This is a genomic window from Micromonospora sp. NPDC005173 (assembly GCF_040608515.1).
Taxonomy (GTDB): domain Bacteria; phylum Actinomycetota; class Actinomycetes; order Mycobacteriales; family Micromonosporaceae; genus Micromonospora.
Genome location: NZ_JBEXIK010000016.1, coordinates 60,343 through 86,043, shown reverse-complemented (window position 1 = coordinate 86,043; position 25,701 = coordinate 60,343). Strand labels below are relative to the sequence as shown.

The 25,701-nt window shown below is 71.3% G+C and carries 24 protein-coding genes; 11 read left to right on the top strand and 13 right to left on the bottom strand.

Translation table 11 applies throughout. From position 1 onward, the window contains the following. Both sucD and ABZV00_RS19545 read left to right on the top strand, forming a co-directional pair. Nucleotides 1-888 (top strand): succinate--CoA ligase subunit alpha, encoded by an 888-nt coding sequence (gene sucD, locus ABZV00_RS19550; RefSeq protein WP_328420273.1) that lies wholly within the window; start codon nt 1-3, stop codon nt 886-888. A gap of 89 nt (nt 889-977) precedes the next feature. Continuing rightward, nucleotides 978-1,463 (top strand): GNAT family N-acetyltransferase, encoded by a 486-nt coding sequence (locus ABZV00_RS19545; protein ID WP_355608077.1) that lies wholly within the window; start codon nt 978-980, stop codon nt 1,461-1,463. 15 nt (nt 1,464-1,478) lie between these two features. Here ABZV00_RS19545 and ABZV00_RS19540 read toward each other — a convergent pair whose 3' ends face one another. After that, the gene (locus ABZV00_RS19540; RefSeq protein ID WP_328420269.1) at nt 1,479-1,745 is read right to left on the bottom strand and encodes a DUF4190 domain-containing protein; all 267 of its coding nucleotides are present in this window, start codon (nt 1,743-1,745) and stop codon (nt 1,479-1,481) included. A gap of 201 nt (nt 1,746-1,946) precedes the next feature. Here ABZV00_RS19540 and ABZV00_RS19535 point away from each other — a divergent pair, with 201 nt between their 5' ends. Then, the gene (locus ABZV00_RS19535; protein ID WP_355608074.1) at nt 1,947-3,278 is read left to right on the top strand and encodes a DUF6350 family protein; all 1,332 of its coding nucleotides are present in this window, start codon (nt 1,947-1,949) and stop codon (nt 3,276-3,278) included. Between the two features lie 94 nt (nt 3,279-3,372). Here ABZV00_RS19535 and ABZV00_RS19530 read toward each other — a convergent pair whose 3' ends face one another. Beyond that, nucleotides 3,373-3,996 carry a DUF4190 domain-containing protein gene (locus tag ABZV00_RS19530; protein ID WP_355608071.1) on the bottom strand — a complete coding sequence of 208 codons (624 nt, stop codon included), beginning with the start codon at nt 3,994-3,996 and terminating at the stop codon, nt 3,373-3,375. 49 nt (nt 3,997-4,045) lie between these two features. Then, the gene (locus ABZV00_RS19525) at nt 4,046-4,342 is read right to left on the bottom strand and encodes a CD225/dispanin family protein (protein ID WP_355608069.1); all 297 of its coding nucleotides are present in this window, start codon (nt 4,340-4,342) and stop codon (nt 4,046-4,048) included. A gap of 175 nt (nt 4,343-4,517) precedes the next feature. Here ABZV00_RS19525 and purN point away from each other — a divergent pair, with 175 nt between their 5' ends. Both purN and purH read left to right on the top strand, forming a co-directional pair. Beyond that, nucleotides 4,518-5,138: a phosphoribosylglycinamide formyltransferase gene (gene purN / locus ABZV00_RS19520; protein ID WP_355608066.1), complete on the top strand. Its 621-nt coding sequence runs from the start codon at nt 4,518-4,520 to the stop codon at nt 5,136-5,138. Further along, a complete protein-coding gene (gene purH / locus ABZV00_RS19515; RefSeq protein WP_355608064.1) occupies nt 5,135-6,706 on the top strand; it encodes a bifunctional phosphoribosylaminoimidazolecarboxamide formyltransferase/IMP cyclohydrolase in 1,572 nt (523 codons plus the stop codon). Before purN ends, purH begins: the two co-directional genes overlap by 4 nt. Before the next feature lie 119 nt (nt 6,707-6,825). On the opposite strand, the gene ABZV00_RS19510 is transcribed toward purH, so the two are convergent. The 5 genes from ABZV00_RS19510 to ABZV00_RS19490 form a co-directional block, all read right to left on the bottom strand. Continuing rightward, nucleotides 6,826-7,863, bottom strand: a complete 1,038-nt coding sequence (locus ABZV00_RS19510) for a dipeptide ABC transporter ATP-binding protein (protein ID WP_328420257.1) — start codon at nt 7,861-7,863, stop codon at nt 6,826-6,828. Then, nucleotides 7,847-8,884: an ABC transporter ATP-binding protein gene (locus ABZV00_RS19505; protein WP_355608061.1), complete on the bottom strand. Its 1,038-nt coding sequence runs from the start codon at nt 8,882-8,884 to the stop codon at nt 7,847-7,849. The genes ABZV00_RS19510 and ABZV00_RS19505 overlap by 17 nt, the downstream gene beginning before the upstream one ends. Before the next feature lie 7 nt (nt 8,885-8,891). Further along, nucleotides 8,892-9,848 (bottom strand): ABC transporter permease, encoded by a 957-nt coding sequence (locus tag ABZV00_RS19500; protein ID WP_355608058.1) that lies wholly within the window; start codon nt 9,846-9,848, stop codon nt 8,892-8,894. Continuing rightward, nucleotides 9,841-10,779 carry an ABC transporter permease gene (locus ABZV00_RS19495; RefSeq protein ID WP_328420251.1) on the bottom strand — a complete coding sequence of 313 codons (939 nt, stop codon included), beginning with the start codon at nt 10,777-10,779 and terminating at the stop codon, nt 9,841-9,843. Before ABZV00_RS19495 ends, ABZV00_RS19500 begins: the two co-directional genes overlap by 8 nt. A gap of 201 nt (nt 10,780-10,980) precedes the next feature. Next, nucleotides 10,981-12,585, bottom strand: a complete 1,605-nt coding sequence (locus ABZV00_RS19490; RefSeq protein ID WP_355608055.1) for an ABC transporter substrate-binding protein — start codon at nt 12,583-12,585, stop codon at nt 10,981-10,983. Nucleotides 12,586-13,032: 447 nt separating this feature from the next. Between ABZV00_RS19490 and ABZV00_RS19485 the strand changes: the two genes are divergently transcribed. Both ABZV00_RS19485 and ABZV00_RS19480 read left to right on the top strand, forming a co-directional pair. Beyond that, on the top strand, nt 13,033-13,893 hold the full coding sequence (locus ABZV00_RS19485) for a bifunctional methylenetetrahydrofolate dehydrogenase/methenyltetrahydrofolate cyclohydrolase (RefSeq protein ID WP_328420247.1): 861 nt from the start codon (nt 13,033-13,035) through the stop codon (nt 13,891-13,893). A 172-nt stretch (nt 13,894-14,065) separates the two neighbouring features. Further along, entirely contained in the window at nt 14,066-15,016 is a 951-nt protein-coding gene (locus tag ABZV00_RS19480) for a malate dehydrogenase (protein WP_355608052.1), read from the top strand. Between the two features lie 163 nt (nt 15,017-15,179). Here the strand turns inward: ABZV00_RS19480 and ABZV00_RS19475 are convergent, their stop codons facing one another. Continuing rightward, nucleotides 15,180-15,977 (bottom strand): MBL fold metallo-hydrolase, encoded by a 798-nt coding sequence (locus ABZV00_RS19475; protein ID WP_355608049.1) that lies wholly within the window; start codon nt 15,975-15,977, stop codon nt 15,180-15,182. Between the two features lie 138 nt (nt 15,978-16,115). Here ABZV00_RS19475 and ABZV00_RS19470 point away from each other — a divergent pair, with 138 nt between their 5' ends. After that, on the top strand, nt 16,116-17,330 hold the full coding sequence (locus tag ABZV00_RS19470; protein ID WP_355608046.1) for an NADP-dependent isocitrate dehydrogenase: 1,215 nt from the start codon (nt 16,116-16,118) through the stop codon (nt 17,328-17,330). 270 nt (nt 17,331-17,600) lie between these two features. Here ABZV00_RS19470 and galT read toward each other — a convergent pair whose 3' ends face one another. The 4 genes from galT to ABZV00_RS19450 all read right to left on the bottom strand — a co-directional run bounded on the left by galT (nt 17,601) and on the right by ABZV00_RS19450 (nt 22,744). Beyond that, entirely contained in the window at nt 17,601-18,677 is a 1,077-nt protein-coding gene (gene galT, locus ABZV00_RS19465) for a galactose-1-phosphate uridylyltransferase (RefSeq protein ID WP_355608043.1), read from the bottom strand. Continuing rightward, nucleotides 18,674-19,498, bottom strand: coding sequence for a DeoR/GlpR family DNA-binding transcription regulator (locus ABZV00_RS19460; protein WP_355608041.1), 825 nt, complete (start codon nt 19,496-19,498; stop codon nt 18,674-18,676). Before ABZV00_RS19460 ends, galT begins: the two co-directional genes overlap by 4 nt. Before the next feature lie 113 nt (nt 19,499-19,611). Beyond that, nucleotides 19,612-21,141: an adenylyl-sulfate kinase gene (gene cysC / locus ABZV00_RS19455; protein ID WP_355608038.1), complete on the bottom strand. Its 1,530-nt coding sequence runs from the start codon at nt 21,139-21,141 to the stop codon at nt 19,612-19,614. An 88-nt stretch (nt 21,142-21,229) separates the two neighbouring features. Then, a complete protein-coding gene (locus tag ABZV00_RS19450) occupies nt 21,230-22,744 on the bottom strand; it encodes a glycosyltransferase (protein WP_355608211.1) in 1,515 nt (504 codons plus the stop codon). A 232-nt stretch (nt 22,745-22,976) separates the two neighbouring features. On the opposite strand from ABZV00_RS19450, the gene ABZV00_RS19445 reads away from it, so the two are divergent. From ABZV00_RS19445 to ABZV00_RS19435, 3 genes are read left to right on the top strand one after another with little or no spacing between them, the layout of a single operon-like run. Then, entirely contained in the window at nt 22,977-23,891 is a 915-nt protein-coding gene (locus ABZV00_RS19445) for an ABC transporter ATP-binding protein (RefSeq protein ID WP_355608035.1), read from the top strand. Beyond that, nucleotides 23,884-24,789, top strand: a complete 906-nt coding sequence (locus tag ABZV00_RS19440) for an ABC transporter permease subunit (protein ID WP_355608032.1) — start codon at nt 23,884-23,886, stop codon at nt 24,787-24,789. The genes ABZV00_RS19445 and ABZV00_RS19440 overlap by 8 nt, the downstream gene beginning before the upstream one ends. Next, nucleotides 24,789-25,700, top strand: a complete 912-nt coding sequence (locus ABZV00_RS19435; protein WP_355608029.1) for an ABC transporter ATP-binding protein — start codon at nt 24,789-24,791, stop codon at nt 25,698-25,700. The genes ABZV00_RS19440 and ABZV00_RS19435 overlap by 1 nt, the downstream gene beginning before the upstream one ends. The last annotated feature ends 1 nt before the right edge of the window (nt 25,701 follow it).

Here is a 25,701-nt window from a genome sequence, read left to right as displayed (position 1 = left end):
ATGGCTATCTGGCTGACCAAGGACTCGAAGGTCATCGTCCAGGGGATGACCGGTTCCGAGGGTTCCAAGCACACCCGGCGGATGCTCGCCGCCGGCACCAACGTCGTCGGTGGCGTCAACCCGCGCAAGGCGGGCCAGAAGGTCGACTTCGACGGCACCGAGCTGCCGGTCTTCGCGTCCGTGGCGGACGCCATGGCCGAGACCGGTGCCGACGTCACGGTCATCTTCGTGCCGCCGCAGTTCACCAAGGCCGCCGTGGTCGAGGCGATCGACGCCGCGATCCCGCTGGCCGTGGTGATCACCGAGGGCGTGCCGGTGCATGACACCGCCGCGTTCTGGGCGTACAACGTGGCGCAGGGCGAGCAGACCCGGATCATCGGGCCGAACTGCCCGGGCATCGCCTCGCCCGGCGCCTCCAACGCCGGCATCATTCCGGCCGACATCACCGGCTCCGGCCGGATCGGCCTGGTCAGCAAGAGCGGCACGCTGACCTACCAGATGATGTACGAGCTGCGCGACATCGGCTTCTCCACCTGCGTCGGCATCGGTGGTGACCCGATCATCGGCACCACCCACATCGACGCTCTGAAGGCGTTCGAGGCCGACCCGGACACCGACGCCATCGTCATGATCGGTGAGATCGGCGGTGACGCCGAGGAGCGTGCCGCCGAGTTCATCAAGGCCAACGTCACCAAGCCGGTGGTCGGCTACATCGCCGGCTTCACCGCGCCTCCCGGCAAGACCATGGGCCACGCCGGTGCGATCATCTCCGGCTCGGCCGGCACCGCCGAGGGGAAGCAGGCGGCGCTGGAGGCGGTCGGGGTCAAGGTCGGCAAGACGCCGACCGAGACCGCCCGCTTGATGCGCGAGATCATGTCCGGCAGCTGAGCGGACCAGGCAGCACCGAAGGGGGTCGACCGGTTCCGGTCGGCCCCCTCGGCGTACGACCGGGAGGCCGCGCTCCGTATGCTGCCGGAATGCTGACGGTGGAGCGGCTCCGGGCCGACCACGCGGACGCCCTGCTGGCCTTCGAGCAGGAGAACCGCGCGTACTTCGCGCGCTCCGTGCCGGATCGCGGCGACGCGTACTTCGCCGGGTTCGCCGACCGGCACCGGGCGTTGCTGGCCGAGCAGGAGACCGGTGTGTGCCACTTCCACGTCGTCCTTGCCGAGCCGGGCGACCTGGTCGGCCGGGTCAACCTGGTGGACGTCGCGGACGGGACGGCCGAACTCGGCTACCGGGTCGGTGAGCGGGCCGCCGGGCAGGGCGTGGCGACCGCCGCGGTCGAGCAGGTGTGCCACCTGGCCGCCACCGGGTACGGGCTCGTCGCCCTCACCGCGATGGCCACCCTCGACAATCCGGCGTCCCGGACGGTGCTGGCGCGCACCGGATTCACCGTGGTGGGTGAGGTCCGCGTCGGCGGCCGCGCCGGCCTGCGGTACCAGCGTCGGCTGGTCGGCTGACCACCCGGCACGGGCTCAGTCGTTGTTCCAGAACGGGTAGTTGCCGCTGAGGCGCAGGATCGCGCCGCCGATGATGTTGATCACGCCGAACGCGATGGCGAGGTAGCCGAGGAGGGGCGACTGGCCGTACCGCCGGGCGTCGCGGATGGACAGGTAGCCGAAGATGATGCCGAGGATGCCGCAGCAGATCAGGCCGAGCACGATGCCCAGCACGCCCCAGAGCGTGGTCCGGTCCCGTCCCCTGGCCGGTGGCGGCGGGGGCGGCGGGTATGCGGTCGTCACGGCTTCCTCCGGGCGCTCGTGGGCGGCGGGCCGACCCGGAACGCGACCGGCGGGCCCGGCCCGGGTGGCGGCGACGGTCAGCCCCTCTGGGCCGAGGCTAGACCCGGCCGGACGGCCCGGACCGCGCTTCGGTCAACTCGCCGCCGCTCGGGGCGGGTTAACGGACTGCCACTGCCCGCACGACGTGCCAGAGTAGAGCCGATGTCCCCCGTCACCCCTGACCATCCCAGCCGGACCGCCGCTGTGCGCGCCGACGACCGGACGGCCGACCGTGCCGCGCCGGGCCGGCGGGTGCCCGCCCCCCGCGCCGACGGGTCGCCGCGCGGACGGGCACCGCTGCTCGTCGCCGCCGGGGTGGCCGCCGGCTGGGCCGCGCTCACCTCGTACCTGCCGGTCGCCATCGTGCTCGGCCTGGTCCAACTCGGCGCGGATTCCGCCACGCTAACCGGCACCCTGCGCACCACGCTGGCCGGCTGGCTGCTGGGGCACGGCGTGCCGCTGCAGACCGAGTCCGGCCCGTTCGGGCTCGCCCCGCTGGCGCTGACCGTGCTCGCGTTCTGGCGGCTGACCCGGGCGGGCGTGCACGTCAGCCGCGCGATCGGTGCCCGCGGCACCCGCTCACCGCGCCGGGCGCTGCTCGCCGCGGGCGCGGTCGGCATGGCGTACGCGCTGTTCGGCGCGCTCGCAGCGGTGCTGGTCAGCTCCGGCGGGCCGGACGTGTCCCTGGTGCGGGCGGCAGCCACGTTCGCGGTGGTCGGCACGCTCGCCGCGCTGGTCGGCGCGACCCGGATCACCGCCGTGACCCGGCTGCTCGTCACCCGGATGCCGGGTCCGCTGCGCGACGGCGTACGCACCGGTCTGGTGGCCGGGATCCTCCTGCTCGGCGCGGGCGCCGGCGCGGCCGGCCTGGCGGTGGCCACCGGCGGCGGGGACGCGGCGGACATGATCGGGGCGTACCGCACCGGGGTGGCCGGGCAGGCCGGGATCACCCTGGTCAGCCTCGCCTACGCGCCGAACGCGGCGGTCTGGTCGACCAGTTACCTGCTCGGGCCGGGCTTCGCGGTCGGCGTCGACACCGCGGTCCGCACCAGTGAGGTGTCGGTCGGCGCGCTGCCGGCCGTACCGCTGCTCGCCGGCCTGCCACGCGGCCCGGTGGACGGCTTCGGCGCCCTGCTGCTCGCGGTGCCGGTGCTGGCCGGGATGGTTGCCGGCTGGCTGCTCGCCCGCCGGGTGGCCCGGCTGGCCGGGCCGGAGCGGGCGCCGCAGCGCTGGGCTGAGCTGCTGGCGCCGGCGGCGCTGGCCGGGCCGGTGGCCGGCGTGCTGCTCGGTGTGGCCGCCGCGGTCTCCGGCGGGCCGCTCGGTGCCGGCCGGCTGGCGCAGGTCGGGCCGGTGGGCTGGCAGGTCGGCGCGGTGGCGGCCGGTGTCATCGCGGTCGGCGCGCTGCTCGGCGCCGCCGCGACCCGGGCCCTCACCCGGGCCCCCGCGCAGAAACCCCGCACCAACGCCGCGACCCCGCCCTCGACCGGGCCCTGACCCCGCCGGGCCGCCCGGCGCGGGCGGTGGCCATGGCGGAGACGGCGCGGGGCGCCCCGGACGAATCCGGAGCGCCCCGTCAGGACCGGACCGCTCAGGGCTCGGTCGGCAGGTTGACGTTCGCCACGATGCTCAAGATGATCAGCAGGATGCCCAACCCGGCACCGACCGCACCGCAGATCAGGCCGGCCTTGGCCTGCCCGCCGTTGCTGGCCTGGCCCTGGGCGACCTTCTGCTGGGCCAGGTAACCGGTCACCACGCCCGCGATGCCGACCGGGATGCCCAGGTAGAGGCAGCAGATCAGCGGGATCGACGCGATGCCGAGGATCATCGACACCAGGCCGAGGGTGTTGTTCTGCCCCTGCTGCTGCGGGTAGCCGGCGTTCGGGTACGTCGGTGCACCGTAGGGCGGCGGCTGCTGCTGGCCGTACGGGTCCTGGTACGGCGGCTGCTGGCCGTACGGCTGCCCCGAGGTGGGCTGCTGGCCGTAGGGCTGCCCGGGGGTGGGCTGCTGGCCGTAGGGCTGCTGGCCGTACGGGTTCTGCGGTGCGCCGTACGGGTCCTGCGGCTGCTGGCCGTACGGCTGGCCGGAGGTGGGCTGCTGACCGTACGGGGCGGCCGGCGGCGGAGCGTACGGGTCGTGCGGCGGTTGGGGGGCGGTCGGGTCCTGATTGGGCTGCTGGCCGTACGGGTCCTGACCGGGGTTACCGGGCTGCATTCGAGAAGCTCCTTGGGCTGGGTTTGTCAGTAGCTGCTGTTGTTCCTACTCACGAGTTGCCGCTGCCGCCACTCATGAGCGCGCCCAGACCGCCCAACGCACAGCACACCAGGAAGATGGCATACCACGTGATGCCGGCGATCAGGGCCCACTTCGACCACTTCCGTGACTCCGTGGCAGCGGCCTGCGCTCCGGCGTAGTCGCCCTGCTGGAGAAGCGGGTTGACCTTGGACGCGTTGATGATCGCCGGAATTGCCAGCGGCCAGAAGAGGAAGATGGCGACGATCGACATTGTCATGTTGTTGTTGATTGGCGGCTGCTGCTGGGGGTGGTAACCGGGCTGCATGGGGGTGCTCCTCATTCAAACGACGCGGCTGGCGTGCCGGATCACTGACGGGGTGCGGCCGGCACGGTGTTCAGCCCGAGCGACCGGCAGCGTACCGAATCGATGCCCGTGGGACTGTCAACGATCAGCGCCGCCCAGCCGATGGGCGTCCTGACCTGCCCGATAGGGTTGCCTGGTGACCGAGCCCGCGTCCGTCGCCCGCATCGTCGTCCTCGTTTCCGGCTCCGGGAGCAACCTGCAGGCGCTGCTGGACGCCGCCGTCGACCCCGCGTACGGCGCGCAGGTGGTCGCGGTCGGCGCGGACCGCGACGCAATCGCGGGCCTGGACCGGGCCGCAGCCGCCGGGGTTCCGACGTTCGTCGAGCGGGTCCGTGACCACGAGACCCGGGAGGACTGGGACCGGGCGCTCACCGCGCACGTCGCGAAGCACCAACCCGACCTGGTCATCTCCGCCGGGTTTCTCAAGCTGGTCGGCCCGCACTTCCTCGCCGCCTTCGGCGACCGCTACCTGAACACCCACAACACCCTGCTGCCGGCGTTCCCCGGCATCCACGGCCCGCGCGACGCCCTCGCCTACGGCGTGAAGCTCACCGGGGCCACGCTGTTCTTCGTCGACGCCGGTATGGACACCGGGCCGATCGTGGCGCAGGTCGCGGTGCCAGTGCTGGACTCCGACGACGTGGAGACGCTCACCGAGCGCATCAAGGAAGCCGAGCGGCGCCAGCTCGTCGAGCAGGTCGGCCGCCTGGTCCGCGAAGGCTGGACCATCACCGGAAGGAAGGTCACGGTTCCGTGAGTTCCACTCAGGACGGGCGCCGCCCGATCAGGCGGGCGCTGGTCAGCGTCTACGACAAGACCGGGCTGGTCGAGCTGGCCCAGGCCCTGCACGCGGCCGGCGTGGAGATCGTGTCCACCGGCAGCACGGCGGCCACCATCGCCGCCGCCGGGGTGCCGGTGACGCCGGTGGAGACGGTGACCGGCTTCCCCGAGGTGCTCGACGGCCGGGTGAAGACCCTGCACCCGAAGGTGCACGCGGGTCTCCTCGCCGATCTGCGCAAGGACACGCACGTCGCGCAGCTCGACGAGCTGGGAGTGGCCGCGTTCGACCTGCTGGTCTCCAACCTCTACCCGTTCCAGGCGACCGTGGCCTCCGGCGCCGGTGTCGACGAGTGCGTCGAGCAGATCGACATCGGCGGCCCGGCCATGGTGCGGGCCGCCGCCAAGAACCACGCCTCGGTCGCCGTGCTCACCGACCCGGCCGGGTACCCGGCGTTGCGCGCCGCGCTCGGTGAGGGCGGGTTCACCCTGGCCCAGCGCCGCGCACTGGCCGCCCGGGCGTTCGCCGACATCGCCGAGTACGACGTGGCGGTGGCCCAGTGGTGCGCTCAGGAGCTGGCCCCGGCCGACGACTGGTGGCCGGCGTTCGCCGGGCTGGCGCTGCGCAAGTCCGCGGTGCTGCGCTACGGGGAGAACCCGCACCAGCCGGCCGCGCTCTACACCGACCCGGACGCCCCGGCGGGGCTGGCCCAGGCCGAGCAGTTGCACGGCAAGGAGATGTCCTACAACAACTACGTCGACGCGGACGCCGCCTGGCGGGCGGCGAACGACTTCGCCGACCAGCCGGCCGTGGCGATCATCAAGCACGCCAACCCGTGCGGTATCGCGGTGGGCGCGGACGTGGCCGAGGCGCACCGCAAGGCGCACGCCTGCGACCCGGTGTCGGCGTACGGCGGGGTGATCGCGGTCAACCGGCCGGTCTCGGTCGAGCTGGCCCGGCAGGTGGCCGACATCTTCACCGAGGTGGTGGTCGCCCCGGGCTTCGACGAGGGTGCGGTCGAGGTGTTGCAGGGCAAGAAGAACATCCGGCTGCTGCGCGCGCCGGCCTGGAGCCCGGCGAAGGTCGAGTGGCGGCCGGTGACGGGTGGCGTGCTGTCCCAGGTCGCCGACCGGGTGGATGCCCCCGGCGACGATCCGGCGAGCTGGCGGCTGGCGACCGGCGAGGCGGCGGACGAGGAGTTGCTGCGCGACCTCGCGTTCGCCTGGCGGGCGGTCCGCGCGGTGAAGAGCAACGCGATCCTGCTCGCCAAGGGCGGCGCCACCGTCGGGGTTGGCATGGGGCAGGTCAACCGGGTCGACTCGGCGCTCCTGGCGGTCAGCCGCGCAGGTGCCGACCGGGCCCGGGAATCGGTCGCCGCGTCGGACGCGTTCTTCCCGTTCGCCGACGGCCCGAAGATCCTCATCGAGGCCGGTGTCCGCGCCATCGTGCAGCCCGGCGGCTCGATCCGCGACGAAGAGGTCATCGCCGCCGCCAAGGAAGCCAACGTCACGATGTACCTGACCGGCACCCGCCACTTCTTCCACTAACCCCGGCCTAACCCCGGCCTACCCCCGCGTCGATCATGGAATTGTGGTGCCTCGCGAAAGCCGCGGTAGGCCACAACACGGCCACCACGACTCCATGATCGACGGCGCGGGGAACGGGGTCAGGTGGTGGGGATCGGTGGGCGGAGTTCGGCGAAGTGGCAGGCGGAGGGGTGCGCGTCGGCGGCGCGGGGCACCAACTGCGGGTCCTCGGTGGCGCAGATGTCCTGCGCCTTCCAGCAGCGCGTCCGGAAGTGGCAGCCCGACGGCGGGTCGGCCGGGCTGGGCACGTCACCGACGAGTCGGATCATGTTGCGCTGCTCGCGGGCCTCCGGGTCCGGCACCGGCACCGCGGAGAGCAGCGCCTGGGTGTACGGGTGGGTCGCCCGCTCGTAGATCTCGTCCTCGGTGCCGATCTCGACGATCCTGCCGAGGTACATCACGGCGACCCGGTCGGAGATGTGCCGCACCACGGACAGGTCGTGGGCGATGAAGATGTACGAGAGCCCGAACTCGTCCTGAAGTTGCTCCAGCAGGTTGATCACCTGCGCCTGGATGGAGACGTCCAGCGCCGAGACGGGCTCGTCGCAGACGATGATCTCCGGCCGCAGGGCGAGCGCGCGGGCGATGCCGATGCGCTGGCGCTGACCGCCGGAGAACTGGTGCGGGTACCGGTTGATGTGCTCCGGGTTGAGCCCGACCACGTCCAGCAGCTCCTGGACCCGCCGCTCCCGACTGCCCTTCGGCGCCGCGTCGCGGTGGATCTCGAACGGTTCGCCGATGATGTCGCCGACCGTCATCCGCGGGTTCAGCGAGGTGTACGGGTCCTGCATGACCATCTGCATGTTTCGGCGCAGCCGGCGCAGCTCTGACCCGGAGGACTTGAAGAGGTCCTTGCCCTCCAGGGTGGCCCGGCCGGAGGTGGGCGTCTCCAGCCGCATCAGCAGCCGGGCGAGGGTGGACTTGCCGCAGCCGGACTCGCCGACGATGCCGAGCGTCTCACCCCGGCGCAGCTCGAAGCTCACGCCGTCGACCGCCTTGACCGCGCCGACCTGCCGCTGGAACAGCACACCCTGACTGATCGGGAAGTGCTTCACCAGGTTGTCGACGGAGAGGATGGTCTCGCCCCGGACCTTGGTGGAGCTAGCGGGCGCTGTCATCAAGGACCTCCTGCGCGAAGTGGCAAGCGCTGGTCCGGCCGTCGCCGAGGACCAGATCGTGCGGCACCGCGTCCACGCAGACCTGCTGGACGTACGGGCACCGGGGGTGGAACGGGCATCCGGAGGGGATCCGCATGAGGTTCGGCGGCAGCCCCTTGATCGTCGACAGTTCCTGACCGCGGACGTCCATGCGCGGGATCGACTCCAGCAAACCCTTGGTGTACGGGTGGGCCGGCGCCCGGTACAGCGAGCGGACGTCGGCGTGCTCGACGATCCGGCCGGCGTACATGACCGCGATCCGGTCCGCGACGCCGGCGACCACGCCCAGGTCGTGGGTGATCAGGACCATCGCCATGTTGAGGTCCCGGCGCAGGTCAGCCAGCAGGTCCATGATCTGGGCCTGCACGGTGACGTCGAGCGCCGTGGTGGGCTCGTCGGCGATCAGCACCTTCGGGTCCAGCGCCAGCGCCATGGCGATCATGACGCGTTGCCGCATGCCCCCGGAGAACTGGTGCGGGTAGTCGCCGATCCGCTTCGCGGCGCCCGGGATCTTGACCAGGTCCATCAGCTCGATGGCCCGGCGGCGGGCGTCGCCCCGGGACATGCCGGCGCGTTGGCGCAGCGTCTCGCCGATCTGCCAACCGACCGGGAAGACCGGGTTCAGCGCGGAGAGCGCGTCCTGGAAGATCATCGCGATCTCCTTGCCGCGGACCTGCCGGCGCTGCTCCTCGGAGCGGGTGAGCAGATCCTGACCCCGGTAGAGGATCTGGCCGGAGCGGATGAACGCGGGCGGGGTGTCCAGGATGCCCATGATCGCCTGGGCGGTGACCGACTTGCCGGAGCCCGATTCGCCGAGCACGGCCAACGTCTCCCCGGCGTCCAGGTGGTACGACACACCGTTGATCACCCGGGCCACGCCCTCGTTGGTCCGGAACTCGACGTGCAGGTCCCGCAGCTCCAACAGGTGGCCACCCTCGGGGGTGGCGGAGGCGGGGGTGGGTTGGACGGTGGAGTGGGTCATGAGGTTCTCACCGCAGCTTCGGGTCGAAGGCGTCACGGATCGCGTCGCCGAGCATGATGAACGCCAGCACGGTCAGCGCGAGGAAGGCCGACGGGACGATCAGCGGCGTGGCCGCCTCGCGCATGTGGATGCGGCCGGTGTCGATGTCCTGGCCCCACGAGATGGTCGGCGCCTTCAGGCCGATGCCCAGGAAGGAGAGCGTCGCCTCGGCGGCGATGAACGAGCCGAGTGCGATGGTCAGCACGACGATGGCCGGGGCCAGCGAGTTCGGCAGGATGTGCCGCCACATGATCCGGCCGTTGCCGGCGCCGAGCATCCGGGCGGCCGCCACGTAGTCCTGCTCCTTGGCGGTGATCACCGAGGAGCGCACCACCCGGGCCGCCGTGGTCCAGCCGAGGATGGCCAGCACGAAGATCACCGCGGCGATCCGGGCGGTCTCGCTGTCGCTGGCGACTCGCTTGAGCAGCACGATCGCGGCCAGCAGCAGCGGGATGCCGAGCACCACGTCGATCACCCGGGAGAGCACCGCGTCGACCCAGCGGCCGAAGTACCCGGCCAGCATGCCGACCACCAGCGCGATCACCCCGGTGCCGAGCGCGGCGAGCGCGCCGACCAGCAGTGAGGCCCGGGTGCCGTAGACCGCCCGGGAGTACGTGTCGCAGCCCTGGAAGTCGTACCCGAAGATGGCTCCGCCGGACGGTCCGGCGTGCTGCCGGGAGAGCAGGCAGTCCCTCGGGTCGTTGGCGGTGAACACGCCGGGGGCCAGGGCCATCAGCGTGAGGACGACGACCAGCGTCAGCGAGATCCAGAAGATCGGGTTGCGGCGTAGGTCGCGCCAGGCGTCCCCGGCCAGGCTGCGCGGTTTGTTCGGCGCGCCGATCTGGCCCGGTGTGCCGGGCTCGCCCGAGGGCCCACGGCGAGCGGCCTGGTTCTCGGTGGCCGCCACAGTTTCGAAGTCACTCATAGCGGATCCTCGGGTCGAGTACGGCGTACAGGACGTCCACCACCAGGTTCGAGACCAGGTAGACCACGACCAGCACGCTGACGATGCCCACCACCAGGGGGCCGTCCTCGGTGCGGATGCCGCGGAAGAGGTTGAAGCCCACGCCGGGGATGTTGAAGACGCCCTCGGTGATGATCGCGCCGCTCATCAGGTTGCCCAGTTCCACACCGAGGAAGGTGATCACCGGGATGAGCGAGTTGCGCAGCACGTGCACGGTGACGATGCGGCGCTTGACCAGGCCCTTGGACCGGGCGGTCCGTACGTAGTCGGCGCGCAGGTTCTCCGCCACCGAGGTACGGGTCAGCCGCAGCGCGGTGGCCAGCGACAGTGAGCCGAGCACGATGCCGGGCAGCAGCAGCGCGTAGAAGGTCGGCTCCGAGCCGGCGGTGGGCGGGAAGAGCTGCCACTTGACGCCCAGGAAGTACTGCGCCAGTGGCGCCAGCACGATGGTGGGGATGCCCAGCACCAGCAGGGTCAGCACGAGCGTCGAGTTGTCGAAGATGCTGGCCCGGCGGATGCCGGCGACGACGCCGGCGGTGACCCCGACGATGATCGCCACGGCGAGCGCGATGAGCGCGAGTTTCAGGGTGACCGGCCAGGCTGCCTGCAGGATGTCGCCGATCTGGCGGCCGGTCAGTGACTGGCCGAGGTCCCCCTGGAGCAGGCTCTTGACGTAGTCGAAGTAGCGGTAGAAGAAGCCGCCGACACCGGTGGCGTCCAGGTGGTACTTCTCGGTGAGGTAGGCCCGCTGAGCCTCCGTCACCGGTCGTTCGCCCGCGAGGGCCTGGATCGGGTCGCCCTGGCCGGCGAACATCAGCGCGTAGACGATCAGGGTGGTCCCGAAGAACGCCAGGACCATCTGCAGTAGGCGCCGCACGATGTAGCGGAACATGCTTAGCAGTCTCTCCGGAAATGTGCGGAAGGGTCGCAGGACGGCATCTCTGGTCGTACCCGAAATATCTGATACGTCTGCCGTCCGGCCCGGGGGAGGCCGGCGCCACCGGTGCCGGGGTCCGCGACTGCGTCCCGGCGGGGGTAACGCGGTCCGGGCCACCCGGGCGTCTTCGCCCGGGTGGCCCGCACCATGGTCAGCTCAGCTGGCCGCTTCGATCTTGACGAGGTTGACCCGCTGGAACAGGTCCATCTCGACGTTCTTGACCTTGGACGAGTGGCCGTACACGTTCTCGCCGAAGCGGAGCGGGATCACCGGCATGTCCTTGGCCAGGATGTCCTCCGCCTGCTGGTACTTGGCGATCGCCTCGTCCTGCGTCTTGGCGGCGGAACCCTCCTTGACCAGCTTGTCGAACTCCGGGTTGCTGTAGCCGTAGTAGTTCGACGAGCCGTTGGTGCTGTACAGCGGGCCGAGGTAGTCCTCCATGCTCGGGTAGTCCATGACCCAACCCAAGCGGAACATACCCACCGGCTGCTTCTTCTCGACCTTGGTCAGCAGGTCGGCGAACTTCGGCTCGGCCGAGCCGACGACCTCGACGCCCAGGTTGGCCTTCAGCTGGTTGGCCGTGGCGTCGACCCAGTCCTTGTGACCGCCGTCGCCGTTGTAGGAGATGACGATCTTCGACGGGCCGCCGGCGGCCTGGTAGAGCTTCTTGGCCTCGGTCGGGTTGAACTCCGCCGCCGAGCCCGCGGTGTTCTCCCGGTAGCCCGGCAGCACCGGCGAGACGAACGAGCGGGCCGGCTCCTGTGAACCCTTGAAGACCGACTTGGTGATCTCGTCCCGGTCGATGGCCATCGAGATGGCCTTACGCACGTCCGGGTTGCTGAAGTCCTTGTCGAACGTCGGGAACGCCAGGAACTGGAACGACGACATCGGGCTGACCTGGTACCGGTCGCCCAGGTCGGTCGGGGCGTTGCTCAGGCTCTCGGTCGGGATCGTGGGCAGCACGTCCAGGTTGTCGCCCAGGACGTCCGCGTAGGCCGCGGAGAGCTGCTGGTAGACCCGGAACTCGACGCCCTTGACCTTGGGCTTCTCACCCGGGTACGCGTCGTACCGCTCGACGTCGATCTTGGAGTCGTGCTGCCAGGTGCCCTTCATCTTGAACGGGCCCTGACCGATCGGCGCCTGCTCGTACGAGTCCTTGAGCACGCCCGGAGCGGAGAAAGCGGCGTCCGGCAGCGGGTAGAACGCGTTGTAGCCGAGCATCGTCTTGAAGTCGATGTACGGCTCGGACAGCGTCACGGTGAAGGTGAGGTCGTCGACCTTCTTCAGCCCGGACATCGTCTGTGCCTTCGGCTTCTCGCCCTGGAGGTCCGCGTAGCCGGCGATCTTCTCGAAGAAGTAGCTGCCGCCCTGGCCGTTGGGCGCGTACGCGCCGTAGTTCCAGGCGTTGACGTAGTCCTCGGCCGTGACCTTCTCACCGTTGTGGAAGGTGAAGCCGTCCTTGAGCTTGATCGTCCAGACCTTGTTGTCCGACGACGTCACCGACTCGGCCGCGACCTCGTACGGCTTGTTCTGCGCGTCGTAGTCCACGAGCGGGCTGAACAGGCCGGCGAGCACCTGCGAGCCCGAGGTCTCGGTGGTGTTCGTCGGAACCAGGTGCTGCGGCTCGCCGATCTGGATGCTGACGGCCGCGTTGGGGTCGCTGCTGCTGGATCCGCCATCTCCGCCGCTGCCGCAGGCCGCGAGGCCCAGCGTCACCGCGAGCGGGAGGGCGGCCCAGGCAGCGAGTCTACGAACTCGCATTGAGCCTCCTCATCTCCTCACGCTGCGCAGTCAGGCCCGACGCTGGGTTACGCTGCGCAACAAGCCGTAACGGTAGGTCGGCCGTCGGCCTTCGACAACGACCCGGTTGCGAGTGGATAACGGTCCGGGGGTCCCTCCCTTGCCGGCTGGCGACGGAGCTGCTAATAAAAATCCGATTCAAGGGCTCTGACGAGCGAACTCTTCGGTCGGTTCGGGCACTCCTCGCGGTGCCACGACCGGACTCGCCGGCTCTCGACCGAACGCGCGGTCCCTGCCCCGCTCGGCCGACCTGCCCGATTCGGCGGTGACCTGATCCACAAATCGTCACTGAGAGTGACGATCAACACGTCACATATCGTTACCGTGAAGAGAGTCGAGCTGGGCGCTCGGCAGCCGCCCGACCGAGGTCGTCCGAACGGCGGGCGGCGGCCGTGAGACGATCGGATCGTGACGGCGACGCTTCTGGACGGCAAGGCAACCGCGGCGGAGATCAAGGACGAGCTGCGGATACGGGTGAAGGCGCTCGCGGAACGCGGCATCACCCCCGGGCTGGGCACCGTCCTGGTCGGGGCGGACCCGGGCAGCCAGGCGTACGTCAACGGCAAGCACCGGGACTGCGCCGAGGTGGGCATCGCCTCGATCCGCCGGGAGCTGCCAGCGGACGCCACCCAGCAGCAGGTCGACGACGTGTTGGCCGAGCTGAACGCCGACCCGGCGTGCCACGGCTACATCGTCCAACTGCCGCTGCCCGCCCACCTGGACACGCAGCGGGTGCTGGAACTGATCGACCCGGACAAGGACGCCGACGGCCTGCACCCGGTCAACCTGGGCCGGCTCGTCCTCGGCTACGACGGCCCGCTGCCCTGCACCCCGCGCGGCATCGTGGAGCTGCTCCGCCGGCACGACGTGGCGCTGCGCGGCGCCACCGTCGCGGTGGTCGGCCGGGGCAACACCGTCGGCCGCCCGCTCGGCCTGCTGCTCACCCGGCGCAGCGAGAACGCCACCGTGACCCTGTGCCACACCGGCACGCTCGACCTCGCCTCGCACACCCGGGCCGCCGACATCGTCATCGTCGCGGCTGGCGTACCGGGCCTGCTCACCGCCGACATGATCAGCCCTGGCGCGGTGGTCGTCGACGTCGGCATCACCCGGGTGATCGGCTCGGACGGTAAGGGCCGCTACACCGGCGACGTGGACCCGGAGGTGGCCGAGACGGCCGGCGCGTTGGTCCCGATGCCCGGCGGCGTCGGCCCGATGACCCGGGCCATGTTGCTCAGCAACGTCGTCGAGCGGGCCGAGCGCGGCTGACCGCCCCGCATGCCGCCCGGGCCTCGGGCGGTCGCGCGGCAGGTCGGCCTGGTGAATCGGGCGGCCGTGACGTTCACCCCATCCCGGCGATGGCCGCCGCCCCTGGCCCGATCGGTGCCACGATGACTGATACGGTCCGGAAAACCGACTGGTATCAGGGAGTGGGACGACCATGGGTAAGAAGGTCACTGTCGTCGGGGCTGGCTTCTACGGCTCCACCACCGCACAGCGCCTGGCCGAGTACGACGTCTTCGACACCGTCGTGATCACCGACATCGTGGAGGGCAAGCCCGCGGGTCTCGCGCTCGACCTCAACCAGTCACGGGCCATCGAGGGCTTCGAGACCAAGGTGGTGGGCGCGACCACCGGCCCGAACGGCGAGGGCTACGAGGCCATCGAGGGCTCCGACGTCGTCGTGATCACCGCTGGCCTGCCGCGCAAGCCGGGCATGAGCCGGATGGACCTGCTGGAGACCAACGCCAAGATCGTGCGGCAGGTGTCCGAGAACGTGGCCAAGTACGCCCCGAACGCCGTCGTCATCGTGGTCTCCAACCCGCTGGACGAGATGACCGCGCTGGCCCAGCTGGCCACCCAGTTCCCGAAGAACCGGGTGCTCGGCCAGGCCGGGATGCTGGACAGCGCCCGGTTCACCAACTTCGTCGCCGAGGCGCTGAACGCGCCGGTCGCGTCGGTGAAGACGCTCACCCTGGGCTCGCACGGCGACACCATGGTGCCGGTGCCCTCGAAGAGCACGGTCAACGGCAAGCCGCTGCGTGACGCGATGCCGGCGGCGCAGATCGAGGAGCTGGTCGTCAAGACCCGCAACGGTGGCGCCGAGGTGGTCGCGCTGCTCAAGACCGGTTCGGCGTACTACGCCCCGTCCGCCGCCGCGGCCCGGATGGCCAAGGCCGTCGCCGAGGACTCCGGCGACGTCATGCCGGTCTGCGCGTGGGTCGACGGCGAGTACGGCATCGCCGGTGTCTACCTGGGCGTCGAGGCCGAGATCGGCCGCGAGGGCGTCCGCCGGGTTGTCGAGACCGACCTGGACGCCGACGAGCGCGCCAGCCTCCTGGCTGCCGCCGAGGCCGTCCGCGCCAAGCAGGGCGACGTCGCCAGCATGTGACCCACCGACCACACCCGAAGGGCCCGCCGGCACCCGCCGACGGGCCCTTCCCCGTACCCCCGGGACCTCCACCCTTGTTGATCAAGAAGTTTGCGTCACCGGGAACGCGATTCCTGACGCAAACCTCTTGATCAACACGGCGAAGGGTGGGGGTGGGGTGGGGTTAGGCGGGGGTGAAGGGAGTGCCTAGGTGGGGGGTGGCCAGGAGGGTGGGGGAGAGGGTGCGCAGGAGGGTGGTGCGGGAGACGCGGGCGGCGTCCGGGTCCTCCTCGTGGGCGTACGCCAGGTCGGGGTCGACCAGTTGCACGGCGTGCACCAGCAGGTCGCCGGTGACCAGCAGGCGTTCCCCGGACGTCTCCAGCAGCACCGACTGGTGGCCGGGGGTGTGCCCGGGGGTGGGTAGCAGGCGTACCGCAGGGGTGAGCTTGGTCTCGCCGTCGACCACCCGGAGCTGACCGCTGGCGCGCAACGGCGCGATCAGGCCGGCCGGCAGCCCCGGATTCAGCGTCGCGGCCGCGTCCAGCTCGGCGCGCTGCAGCAGGTAGCTCGCGTTCGGGAAGTACGGCCGAGCCGGCGTGCCGGTGACCGCCCAGCCGATGTGGTCGGTGTGCAGGTGGGTGAGCACGACCGTGTCGACGTCAGCCGGGTCGATGCCGGCGGCGGCGAGTTCGGCGGGCAGCCGGCCGGGCACCGGCGCCCAGCTCGCGGCGGGCGCGTCGGCCGGGCCGATCCCGGCGTCCACCAGGGTGACCGGCCCGTCGCCGGAGCGGATCGCGAAGCTGCGGAACTGCAGCCACCACTGCCCGTCGGCGGTCACCGAGCCGGGGTCGCGCCGGTCGGCCTCCTGCCAGTGTGCCGCCGTGGCGTGCGGAAACGCCTCCGTCCGAGGCTGGAAGAAGGCACCCTCCCCGTCGGTGAGGGCGGTGACCGTGATAGACCCGAGGGTGCGGCTCAGTGGCATCGGGCGATGATGCCAGGCAATCTCTGCGCCGTGCAGCCCGGTTTCCGCCGGCCGGTCGAGGCCGGCTGGGGGCCGCCGGCTCGTTTCCAGTACGCTCGTACTGCTTGAGCACGTGTCCCCCGAGAGGAGCGCCGGCCGATGGCGAAGATCAAGGTAAACAACCCGGTCGTGGAGCTCGACGGCGACGAGATGACCCGGATCATCTGGAAGCAGATCCGGGAGCAGCTGATCCTGCCCTACCTCGACGTCGACCTGCACTACTACGACCTGTCGATCCAGCACCGCGACGAGACCGACGACCAGGTCACCGTTGACGCCGCCAACGCCATCAAGGAGCACGGCGTCGGCGTCAAGTGCGCGACCATCACCCCGGACGAGGCCCGGGTGGAGGAGTTCGGCCTGAAGAAGATGTGGCGGTCGCCCAACGGCACCATCCGCAACATCCTCGGCGGTGTCGTCTTCCGCGAGCCGATCATCATGTCCAACGTGCCGCGGCTGGTCCCCGGCTGGACCAAGCCGATCATCATCGGCCGGCACGCCCACGGTGACCAGTACAAGGCCACCGACTTCGTTGTCCCCGGCCCGGGCACGGTGACCATCACCTACACCCCGGCAGACGGCGGCGCGCCGATGGAGATGGAGGTCGCCAACTTCCCCGGCGGCGGCATCGCCATGGGCATGTACAACTACGACGAGTCGATCCGGGACTTCGCCCGGGCCTCGTTCCGGTACGGCCTGGACCGCAACTACCCGGTCTACCTGTCCACCAAGAACACCATCCTCAAGGCGTACGACGGCCGGTTCAAGGACATCTTCGCCGATGTGTTCGAGAACGAGTTCAAGGCCGAGTTCGCGGCCGCTGGCATCACCTACGAGCACCGGCTCATCGACGACATGGTCGCCGCCGCGCTCAAGTGGGAGGGTGGCTACGTCTGGGCCTGCAAGAACTACGACGGTGACGTGCAGTCCGACACCGTCGCGCAGGGCTTCGGCTCGCTGGGTCTGATGACCTCGGTCCTGCTCTCCCCGGACGGCCGCACCGTCGAGGCCGAGGCCGCGCACGGCACGGTCACCCGGCACTACCGGCAGTGGCAGAAGGGCGAGAAGACCTCGACCAACCCGATCGCGTCGATCTACGCCTGGACCCGGGGACTGGCCCACCGGGGCAAGCTGGACAACACGCCGGCGGTCACCGAGTTCGCCAACACCCTGGAGCAGGTCATCGTCGACACCGTCGAGGGCGGCCAGATGACCAAGGACCTCTCGCTGCTCATCTCGCGGGACGCCCCGTGGCTGACCACCGACGAGTTCATGAACGCGCTCGACGAGAACCTGGCGCGCAAGCTCGCCTGATCCAGGCGTACCGCATCATCGGAGCCCGTCGGCACCCGCCGGCGGGCTCCGGCGTGTCCGGGGTCGACACGCCGTCGGCGTCACTGCGGCCGGCGCGCCTCGTTGACCAGAGTGGACGAGATGCCAGTCGCGTCCAGGAAGGTTGACCGCGGTCGACCGCAGCATGCGTGCCGATCAGCCAGCCTTCCCGGCTGTGTCGAGCACAGCCAGCCGTCCCTTCCCTGCGGGGGGCCCTGTCCCGGGCCCCCCGCGCCCTGTCTCCCGCCCGTCTCAGGCGGCGCGCAGGAGGTCGGCGGCGCGCTCGGGGGAGATGTCGTTGATGAAGACACCCATCCCGGACTCGGAGCCCGCCAAATACTTCAGCTTGTCCTTGGCCCGCCGGATGCTGAACAGCTGCAGGTGCAGGTGGCCCAGCTCGCGGTCGATCCGCACCGGCGCCTGGTGCCACGCCGAGATGTAGGGCATCGGCATGTCGAACAGGCCGTCGAAGCGGCGCAGCAGGTCCAGGTAGAGCGGCCCGAAGGCGTCCCGCTCGCTGTCGCTGAGCGCCGGGATGTCCGCCACCACGCGGTGCGGCGCCACGTGCACCTCGAACGGCCAGCGGGCCGCCGCCGGGACGAACGCCGTCCAGTGCTCGTTCTCGGCCACCACCCGGTCGCCGGCGGCGCGCTCGGCGGCCAGCACGTCCGCGTAGAGGTTGCCTCCGCCGGCCCGCTCGGCGTGCCGGCGTGCCGCGCCCAGCAGTGCCCGGGTGCGCGGCGTCACGAAGGGGTACGCGTAGATCTGCCCGTGCGGGTGATGCAGCGTGACGCCGATCTCGACGCCCCGGTTCTCGAAGCAGAACACCTGCTCCACGCCGGGCAGGGCACCGAGCACCTCGGTCCGGTCGGCGAGCGCGTCCAGCACAGTACGGACCCGGCGCGGGGGGAGGCTGGCGAAGGAGGCGTTGTGGTCGGAGGTGAAGCAGACCACCTCGCACCGGCCGAGGCCCGGCCGGACCGGCGTGAACGGCGTGATCTCCCCAGGCTCGTCAGCCACCCGGCCGCTCAACGACGGAAACCGGTTCTCGAACACCACCACGTCGTAGTCGGGGGCCGGGATCTCGGTCAGCCGGTCACCCAGCGACGGGTCGAGTGGGCACTCGTTGGCCGGCGGAAGGAATGTGCGGGTCTGTCGGTGCACGGCGACCGCCACCCACTCGTCGGTCAGCGGGTCGTAGCGCAGCTGGGACGCGGGGGGCGGCGGCGGCAGGTCCCGGCGATCCGGCTGGTCGCGGACGGCGTCGTCGCGCTCGTCGAAGTAGATCAGCTCCCGGCCGTCGGCCAGGTCGATCGCGGTGCGCTTCACGGCGCCGTCCCCTCACTTGTCGGCGTGCCCGTCGCGCGGCCCGCCCCTGTCGCCTTCACCATGATCAATTCGCCCACCTGCTCGCCGAGTACCCGGCGCGCGGGCGGAGGCAACCGGTCGTCGCTGACCAGTACGTGTGCTGCGGCCAGCTCGACGATCGAGGAGATGCCGACCGTGCCCCACTTGGTGTGGTCGGCGAGCACCACCAGCCGGTCCGCCGCCGCCACCAGCGCCCGGTCGGTTTCCGCCTCCATCAGGTTGGGGGTGGTGAAGCCGGCCCGCTCGGTGATGCCGTGCACGCCGAGGAAGAGCAGATCCAGGTGCAGCCTCCGGACGGCGCTGACCGCGAGCGGGCCGACCAGCGCGTCCGACGGTGTGCGTACGCCACCGGTGAGCACCACCGTCTGATCCGGTCGACCGCCGGCGTGCAGGATCTCGGCCACCGGCAGCGAGTTGGTCACCACGGTCAGGCCGGGCACGTCCACCAGCCTCCGGGCCAGCTCCGCAGTGGTGGTGCCCGCTGAGAGCGCGACCGCCGCGCCCGGCCGGACCAACTGCGCCGCCCGATCCGCGATGGCGGCCTTCTCCGGCAGTTGTCGGACCGACTTGGCGTGGAAGCCCGGCTCGTCGGTGGAGCTCGGGCCGGCCGCCGTGGCGCCGCCGTGCACCTTGGCCAGCAGGCCGCGCTCGTGCAGCGACTCCAGGTCGCGCCGGATGGTCATGTCGGAGACGCCGAACTCGGCGGCCAGCTCGGTCACCCGGACACCGCCGGTCGACCGGACCCGCTCCAGGATGGCCGCCTGCCGCTGCTGAGCGAGCATCCGCCGTGCCTCCCCGGGGTCCACGTACTCTCACGCGGTCGAACGTGTTCCAACAAAGATGAACACTAGCGCGTAGCCGTCAGCGGTGGAAGGAACGGGGGTACGGCGACGCCTCAGACGGACGGGATCTTCAGCTCCACCCAGCCGGTCTCGGTCAGGTGGTGCAGCACGGCCTGCACCGCTTCCGGCACGCTCAGGTCGGTGGTGTCCAGCACCAGGTCGGCGTCGGTCGGCACCTCGTACGGGTCGTCGATGCCGGTCATACCGGTGAGCAGCCCGGCCCGGGCACGCGCGTACAGGCCCTTGCGGTCCCGCTGCTCGCACACCTCCAGCGGGGTGGCGACGTGCACCAGCACGAAGCCCGCCCCGGCGGCCAGGGCCATCTCCCGAGCCGTGGCGCGGGCCGCCGCGTACGGCGCGATCGGGCAGCAGATGCCCACCCCGCGATGCCGGGCGATCTCCGCCGACACCCAGCCGATCCGCCGGACGTTGAGATCCCGGTCGGCCTTGCTGAAGCCCAGCCCGGCGGAGAGCTCCCGGCGCACCACGTCCCCGTCGAGCAGGGTCACCGTGCGGTCGCCGCTCTCCCGCAACGCGTCCGCCAGCCCTCGGGCGATGGTCGACTTGCCGGAGCCGGAGAGACCGGTCAGGAAGACCACCAGGCCTCGGTGCCGGCGCGGCGGCCGGGCCCGCGCCAGCTCCTTCGCCACGGCCGGCGGCGTGTGCCACTCCGGCAGCGGGAAGCCCCGGTCCAGTAGGTCGTCGATCTCGTCCTGGGTCAGTGCGAGACGGCGGTTGCGCTGCGGGATGTCCTCCCGCCAGCGCCACTGCCCGTCCCGGTTGTCGTACGCCAGCTCGCGCGGCACCAGCACCCGCAGCCCGGCTCCGGAGAGCATCTCCCCAGTGGAGAGCAGGTGGGTGACCCCGTACGCGGCGGAGACCCGGGCGCGCAGCAGCGCGTCGCTGATCTCGTCCCGCCGGTGCGACAGCGGCACCGCCACCAGGGTGGCCGGCGGCATCCGGTCCCGGGCGGCGAAGATGCTGCGCACCAGCGCCTCCGGCGGGAACCCACCGGCGCCACCCTCGCCGACCGGGATCATCACCAGCAGGTGCGCGGCCAGGGTGCGGGCGGCGTGGGCGATCTGGGCGAGCTGGGGCCGGTGCAGTGGCCGGTCGGCGATCACCCCGAGCACCCGGCCCGGGGGCAGCAGCGCCCGGACCTCCTCCGGGCTGCGGCGTAGCCGTTGGAACGGGCCGTGGCCACCGTCACCCAGCCGCCGGACCCGGCCGCCCACCCCGGCCACGCCCTCGCGTACCGGCCAGACGTCCGCCACGTCCAGGGCGGCCGCCGGCGCACCCTCGCCGTCGGTCAGCAGCAACGCCCGGCGGGCCGGGTCGCGCGGATCGAAGCTCTCGGCCAGTGCGGCCGGCACCTGGAGGGTCACCGCGACCTGCCACGGCGTGCCGTCGGCCAGCCGACTGCGCCGGCTGACCGAAACCAGGTCGGCGCGGGTCATGAAGCCGGTCAAGGGGGCGTACGCGCCGGTCAGCAGCAGTTCCAGATCCGCGAGCTCACCGGGACGCGGCGTGTACGCCGGCGCGTCCCGGAGCACCTCGTCGGGCAGCACCCAGCCGTTGCTCATCCACACCCCCCACTCGCTGACCGGCACACAGTTTCGCAGCCGACCGCCGATCGGTCGAGGGCGCCACTCCACGACCAGGGCGGGCGGATCAGCGGCGGATCCGGCGGCCCACCGCCGACCGCAGCCGGTTCCAGGGCTTTCGCTGGTCGCGGATCCGGGGTCGCGAGCCGTCGGCCCGGCAGATGAACACCAGCGGCAGGTGCGCGTCCTCGGTCCAGCCGGCGTTGGTGATCCGTGCCTTGAGGAGCCAGCTACCCCGGGTCCGGCCGCCGTTGAGGGCGCCGAAGTCGATCGTGGTGGTGGCCCGGTGCACCAGGTGGGTGGTGTCCGCGTCGGTCGGGCTGGCGACCCGTTCGGTTCGGAACTGCACCGGCAGGAAGATCTCGTCGCCGGTCTCCCTGCGGCGGGCGACCACGTCCAGCCGGGCCTTGCGGACCTGGGCGGTGGAGTCGAGCACCTCGGGGGCGACCTCGTCCACCGGCAGCACCAGCACGTCCCGCCCGTCGTCGGCGCGGAAGCCGATCGGCCGGTCCGCGGAGCGCAGTTCGGCGGCGACGGTCACCGTGACGGCGCGGTCGGCCCGCTTGTGTTCGTCAATCGTGCCGTGCGCCGCGATGCCCGCCTCCCAGGAGGCCAGCCGGCGCAGGTCGGCGAACCGGCCCCGCTCCGCCAGGAACGCCACGGCCCGTTGCAGCGGCGGCAGGCCCGCGGCCACGCCGGGAGCGAACCGATCCTGGATGACCTTCTGGGTCTCCAGGGCGACCTGCTCCAGCCAGCTCTCGGGGGCGCTCAGCAGTCGCTTGCCGCGCAACCGGTTGAGCATCTCGTTGCGCAGCCACCGCCGGTGCAGCCGGTCCCGCAGCGGGCCCGGCTCGGTGTTGGCATCCACGATGTCCAGCGCGTCGCGCAGGTTGGCGAAGTAGCTCGACGGGTCCAGCAAGGCCGCGGTGACGTTGCGCGCGTCGCCCCGCTGGGCGTGGTGGTAGCAGGTGTAGTCGGACAGCACGCAGGTGCGCCCGGACAGGAAGTAGGCCCGCACCACCACCAGGTGGTCCTCCAGCCGACGCTTGCCGCCCTCCGGGAACCGCACCCCGTGCTCGTTGAGGAACGACCGGCGGAACAGCTTGTGGCAGGTCAGGCTGTCGATCAGCGGCGAGTTCTCCAGGGTGGCGTCGAAGTTGTTCTTCCGGAACAGCTCCCGCGGCACCGGCCGCCCGTGCCCGGCCATCTTCCCGACCACGATGTCCGCGTCGTACTTCTTCGCGCACTCGTGGAGCCGCTCCAGCGCCTGGTCGGCGAACCAGTCATCGTCGTCGGCGAAGAAGACGTACTCGCCGCGGGCCCGCTCGATGCCCAGGTTGCGCGGCCGCGACGGCCAGCCCGAGTTCTCGATGTGCAGCACCTGGATGTGCGGGTGCGCGGCGGCCAGCTCGTCCAACCGCTCGCCCGTGCCGTCGGTCGAGCCGTCGTCGACGACGATCACCTCGAACTCGTCGGCGGGCATCGACTGGCGCAGCAGCGAGGCGATCAGCTTCTCGATGTGACGACGGCAGTTGTACGCCGGCACCACGACACTCACCTTGGGGACGTCCACTCCGACCATCACGATCCCTCCCGTGTCGGCGGCCGAATACCCCCGGAACACCGCCAGGTGAACGGAGGGTGAATGGTGTCACCTTCAATGCGCGATTCCAGCGGCGGGGTCCGGTGGAGCGCGGGACCGGCGCAAACGTCGCCGGCCAGCGGACCTTAGGGGTCAACCGTTGCCAGGATCAGGGGAGCGCCCGGGGCGAGCCGGTGCCCGCTGTGGGCACCGACTCCCTACGCTGGGCAGCGTGACACTGATCGCGACCCAGTCGCTCACCAAGACGTACGGAGGTCGGGTCACCGCGCTCGCTGACCTCACCGTCGCCGTCGAGCCCGGGATCATCGGCCTGGTGGGCGCGAACGGCGCCGGCAAATCCACCCTGATCAAGATCCTGCTCGGCCTGATTGCTCCCACCACCGGTCAGGTGTCGGTGCTCGGCATCGACCCGACCACCGACCCGGCGGAGGTCCGGGCCCGGGTCGGCTACATGCCCGAGCACGACTGCCTCCCGCCGGACCTGTCCGCCGCTGAGCTGGTCACCCACCTCGGCCGGATGAGCGGCCTTCCGCGCACCGCGGCCCGGGAGCGGGCTTCGGAGGCGTTGCGGCACGTCGGGCTCTACGAGGAGCGTTACCGCCCGGTCGGCGGCTACTCCACCGGCATGAAGCAGCGGGTCAAGCTGGCCCAGGCGCTGGTGCACGACCCCGACCTGCTGCTGCTCGACGAGCCGACCAACGGCCTGGACCCGGCCGGCCGGGACGCCATGCTGGCGCTGGTGCACCGGATCGGCACCGAGTTCGGCATCTCGGTGCTGGTCTGCTCGCACCTGCTGGGCGAGGTGGAGCGGATCTGCGACACGCTGATCGCAATCGACGGCGGTCGGCTGCTGCGCGCCGACCACATCTCCGCGATGACCTCGGCCACCGACGTGCTCGCCGTGGAGGTCAGCGAGGGCACCGAGGAGTTGGCCGCCCGGCTTGCCGAGCTCAAACTGCCGGTGGCGCGCGACGGCCGGCTGCTGCTCGTACCGCTGGCGGACGACAGCACCTACGACCTGATCCTCAGCGCGGTCGCCGAGCTGGACCTGCCGCTGCATCGACTGGACCAGCGCCGGCATCGGGTGGCCGAACTCTTCGCCACGAGGGAGCTCACCCATGCCTGAGCCGTCTTCCGCCGCCGTGCGCTCCGTGCCGAGCGGCGTCATCCACGACATTGGCTACCAGCGCTACCGCGGCTCGCGGCTGGGCCGCCGGCACGTCTTCGGCGCGCTCTACCTGCACGGGCTGCGCACCGCGTTCGGGTTCGGGCGCAGCGCCAAGGCCAAGATCTTCCCCTGGCTGGTGGTCGGCATCGTCACCCTGGTCGCGGTGGCGCTGGCCGCGGTACGCAGCCAGATCGGCGAGCCGGTCGCCACGTACGCCCAGTTCGCCGACTCGATGAGCTGGCTGGTCCTGTTCTTCGTGGCGGTGGCAGCACCGGAGCTGGTCTCCCGGGACCTGCGCAGCGGCGTGCTCCCGCTCTACTTCTCCCGGCCGCTGCCACGTGGTGACTACGCGCTGGCCAAGCTGCTGGCGCTGGTCACCGCGCTCTGGCTGCTGCTCGGTGGGCCGCAGCTGGTGATGTTCCTGGGTGCCGCGTTCACCACCAAGGAGGGCATGCGAGGGGTCTGGAACGAGCTGCTCGACCTGCTGCCCGGGCTGCTCTACGCCGGGCTGTGGGCGGTGGTCTTCGCGTCGGTCGGGCTGCTGGTCGCGTCGCTGACCGGCAAGCGCGCCTTCGCCGCCGGCGGCGTGGTAGCGGTCTTCCTGATGACCACCCCGATCGTGGGCACGTTGAGCATCCTGCCGTCACGGACGGCCAACGAGCTGGCCGGGCTGGCCTCGCCCTCCACCCTGGTGCAGGGCGTCGGCATCTGGTCGCTGGGCGACCTGCTGGTGGAGGGCGATCAGGGCGGCCCGTCGATCGGCAGGTTCGGCCCGGTCTACGCCTTGGCCGCGGTGCTGCTGGTCGCTGGCGCGACCGCCCTCCTGCTGGCCCGCTACCGGAAGGTCGCCTCCTGATGAGCACGCTGAGCCTGGCCGGGGTGTCCCGGTGGTACGGCAATGTGGTCGCCGTCAACGACATCAGCATGACCCTCGGGCCGGGAGTGACCGGGCTGCTCGGCCCGAACGGCGCTGGCAAGACCACGCTGTTGCACATGATGGCCGGGTTCCTCTCCCCGTCGCGGGGCACGGTGACGCTCGACGACGAGCCGACCTGGCGCAACCCCGGCGTCTACCGGCGGCTGGGGCTGGTCAGCGAGCGGGAGGCGGTGCAGGGCTACCTCAGCGCGTACGAGTTCGTGCTGGCCAGCGCGAAGCTGCACCGGCTGGCCGACCCGGCGGCGGCGGCCCGACGGGCCATCGACCTGGTGGAGCTGGAGTCGGCGCAGGACCGGCGGATCGGCACCTACTCCAAGGGCATGCGGCAGCGGGCCCGGGTGGCCGCCGCGCTGGTGCACGACCCGCAGGTGCTGCTGCTCGACGAGCCGTTCAACGGGATGGACCCGCGCCAGCGGCTGCACATGATGCAGCTGCTGCACACCCTGGGCGACGCCGGCCGGACCATCCTGTTCAGCTCGCACATCCTGGAGGAGGTCGAGCAGGTCTCCGGGACGGTCCAGGTGATGGTGGCCGGCCGCCTGGCGGCCTCCGGCGACTTCCGGACCATCCGCCGGTTGATGACCAACCGGCCGCACGTCTTCGCGGTGCGCTCCACCGACGACCGGGCGCTGGCCGTGGCGCTGATCGCCGAACCGTCGGTGAGCGGGGTCGAGCTGGACCGCACCGGCCTGACCGTGCGCGCCGGCGACTACGGCGCCTTCACCCGGGCGCTGCCCCGGATCGCGCTGAACCGGGGCATCCGGGTGCGCCAGCTGGTGCCGTCCGACGAGTCCCTGGAGAGCGTCTTCTCCTACCTGGTGGAGGCCTGAG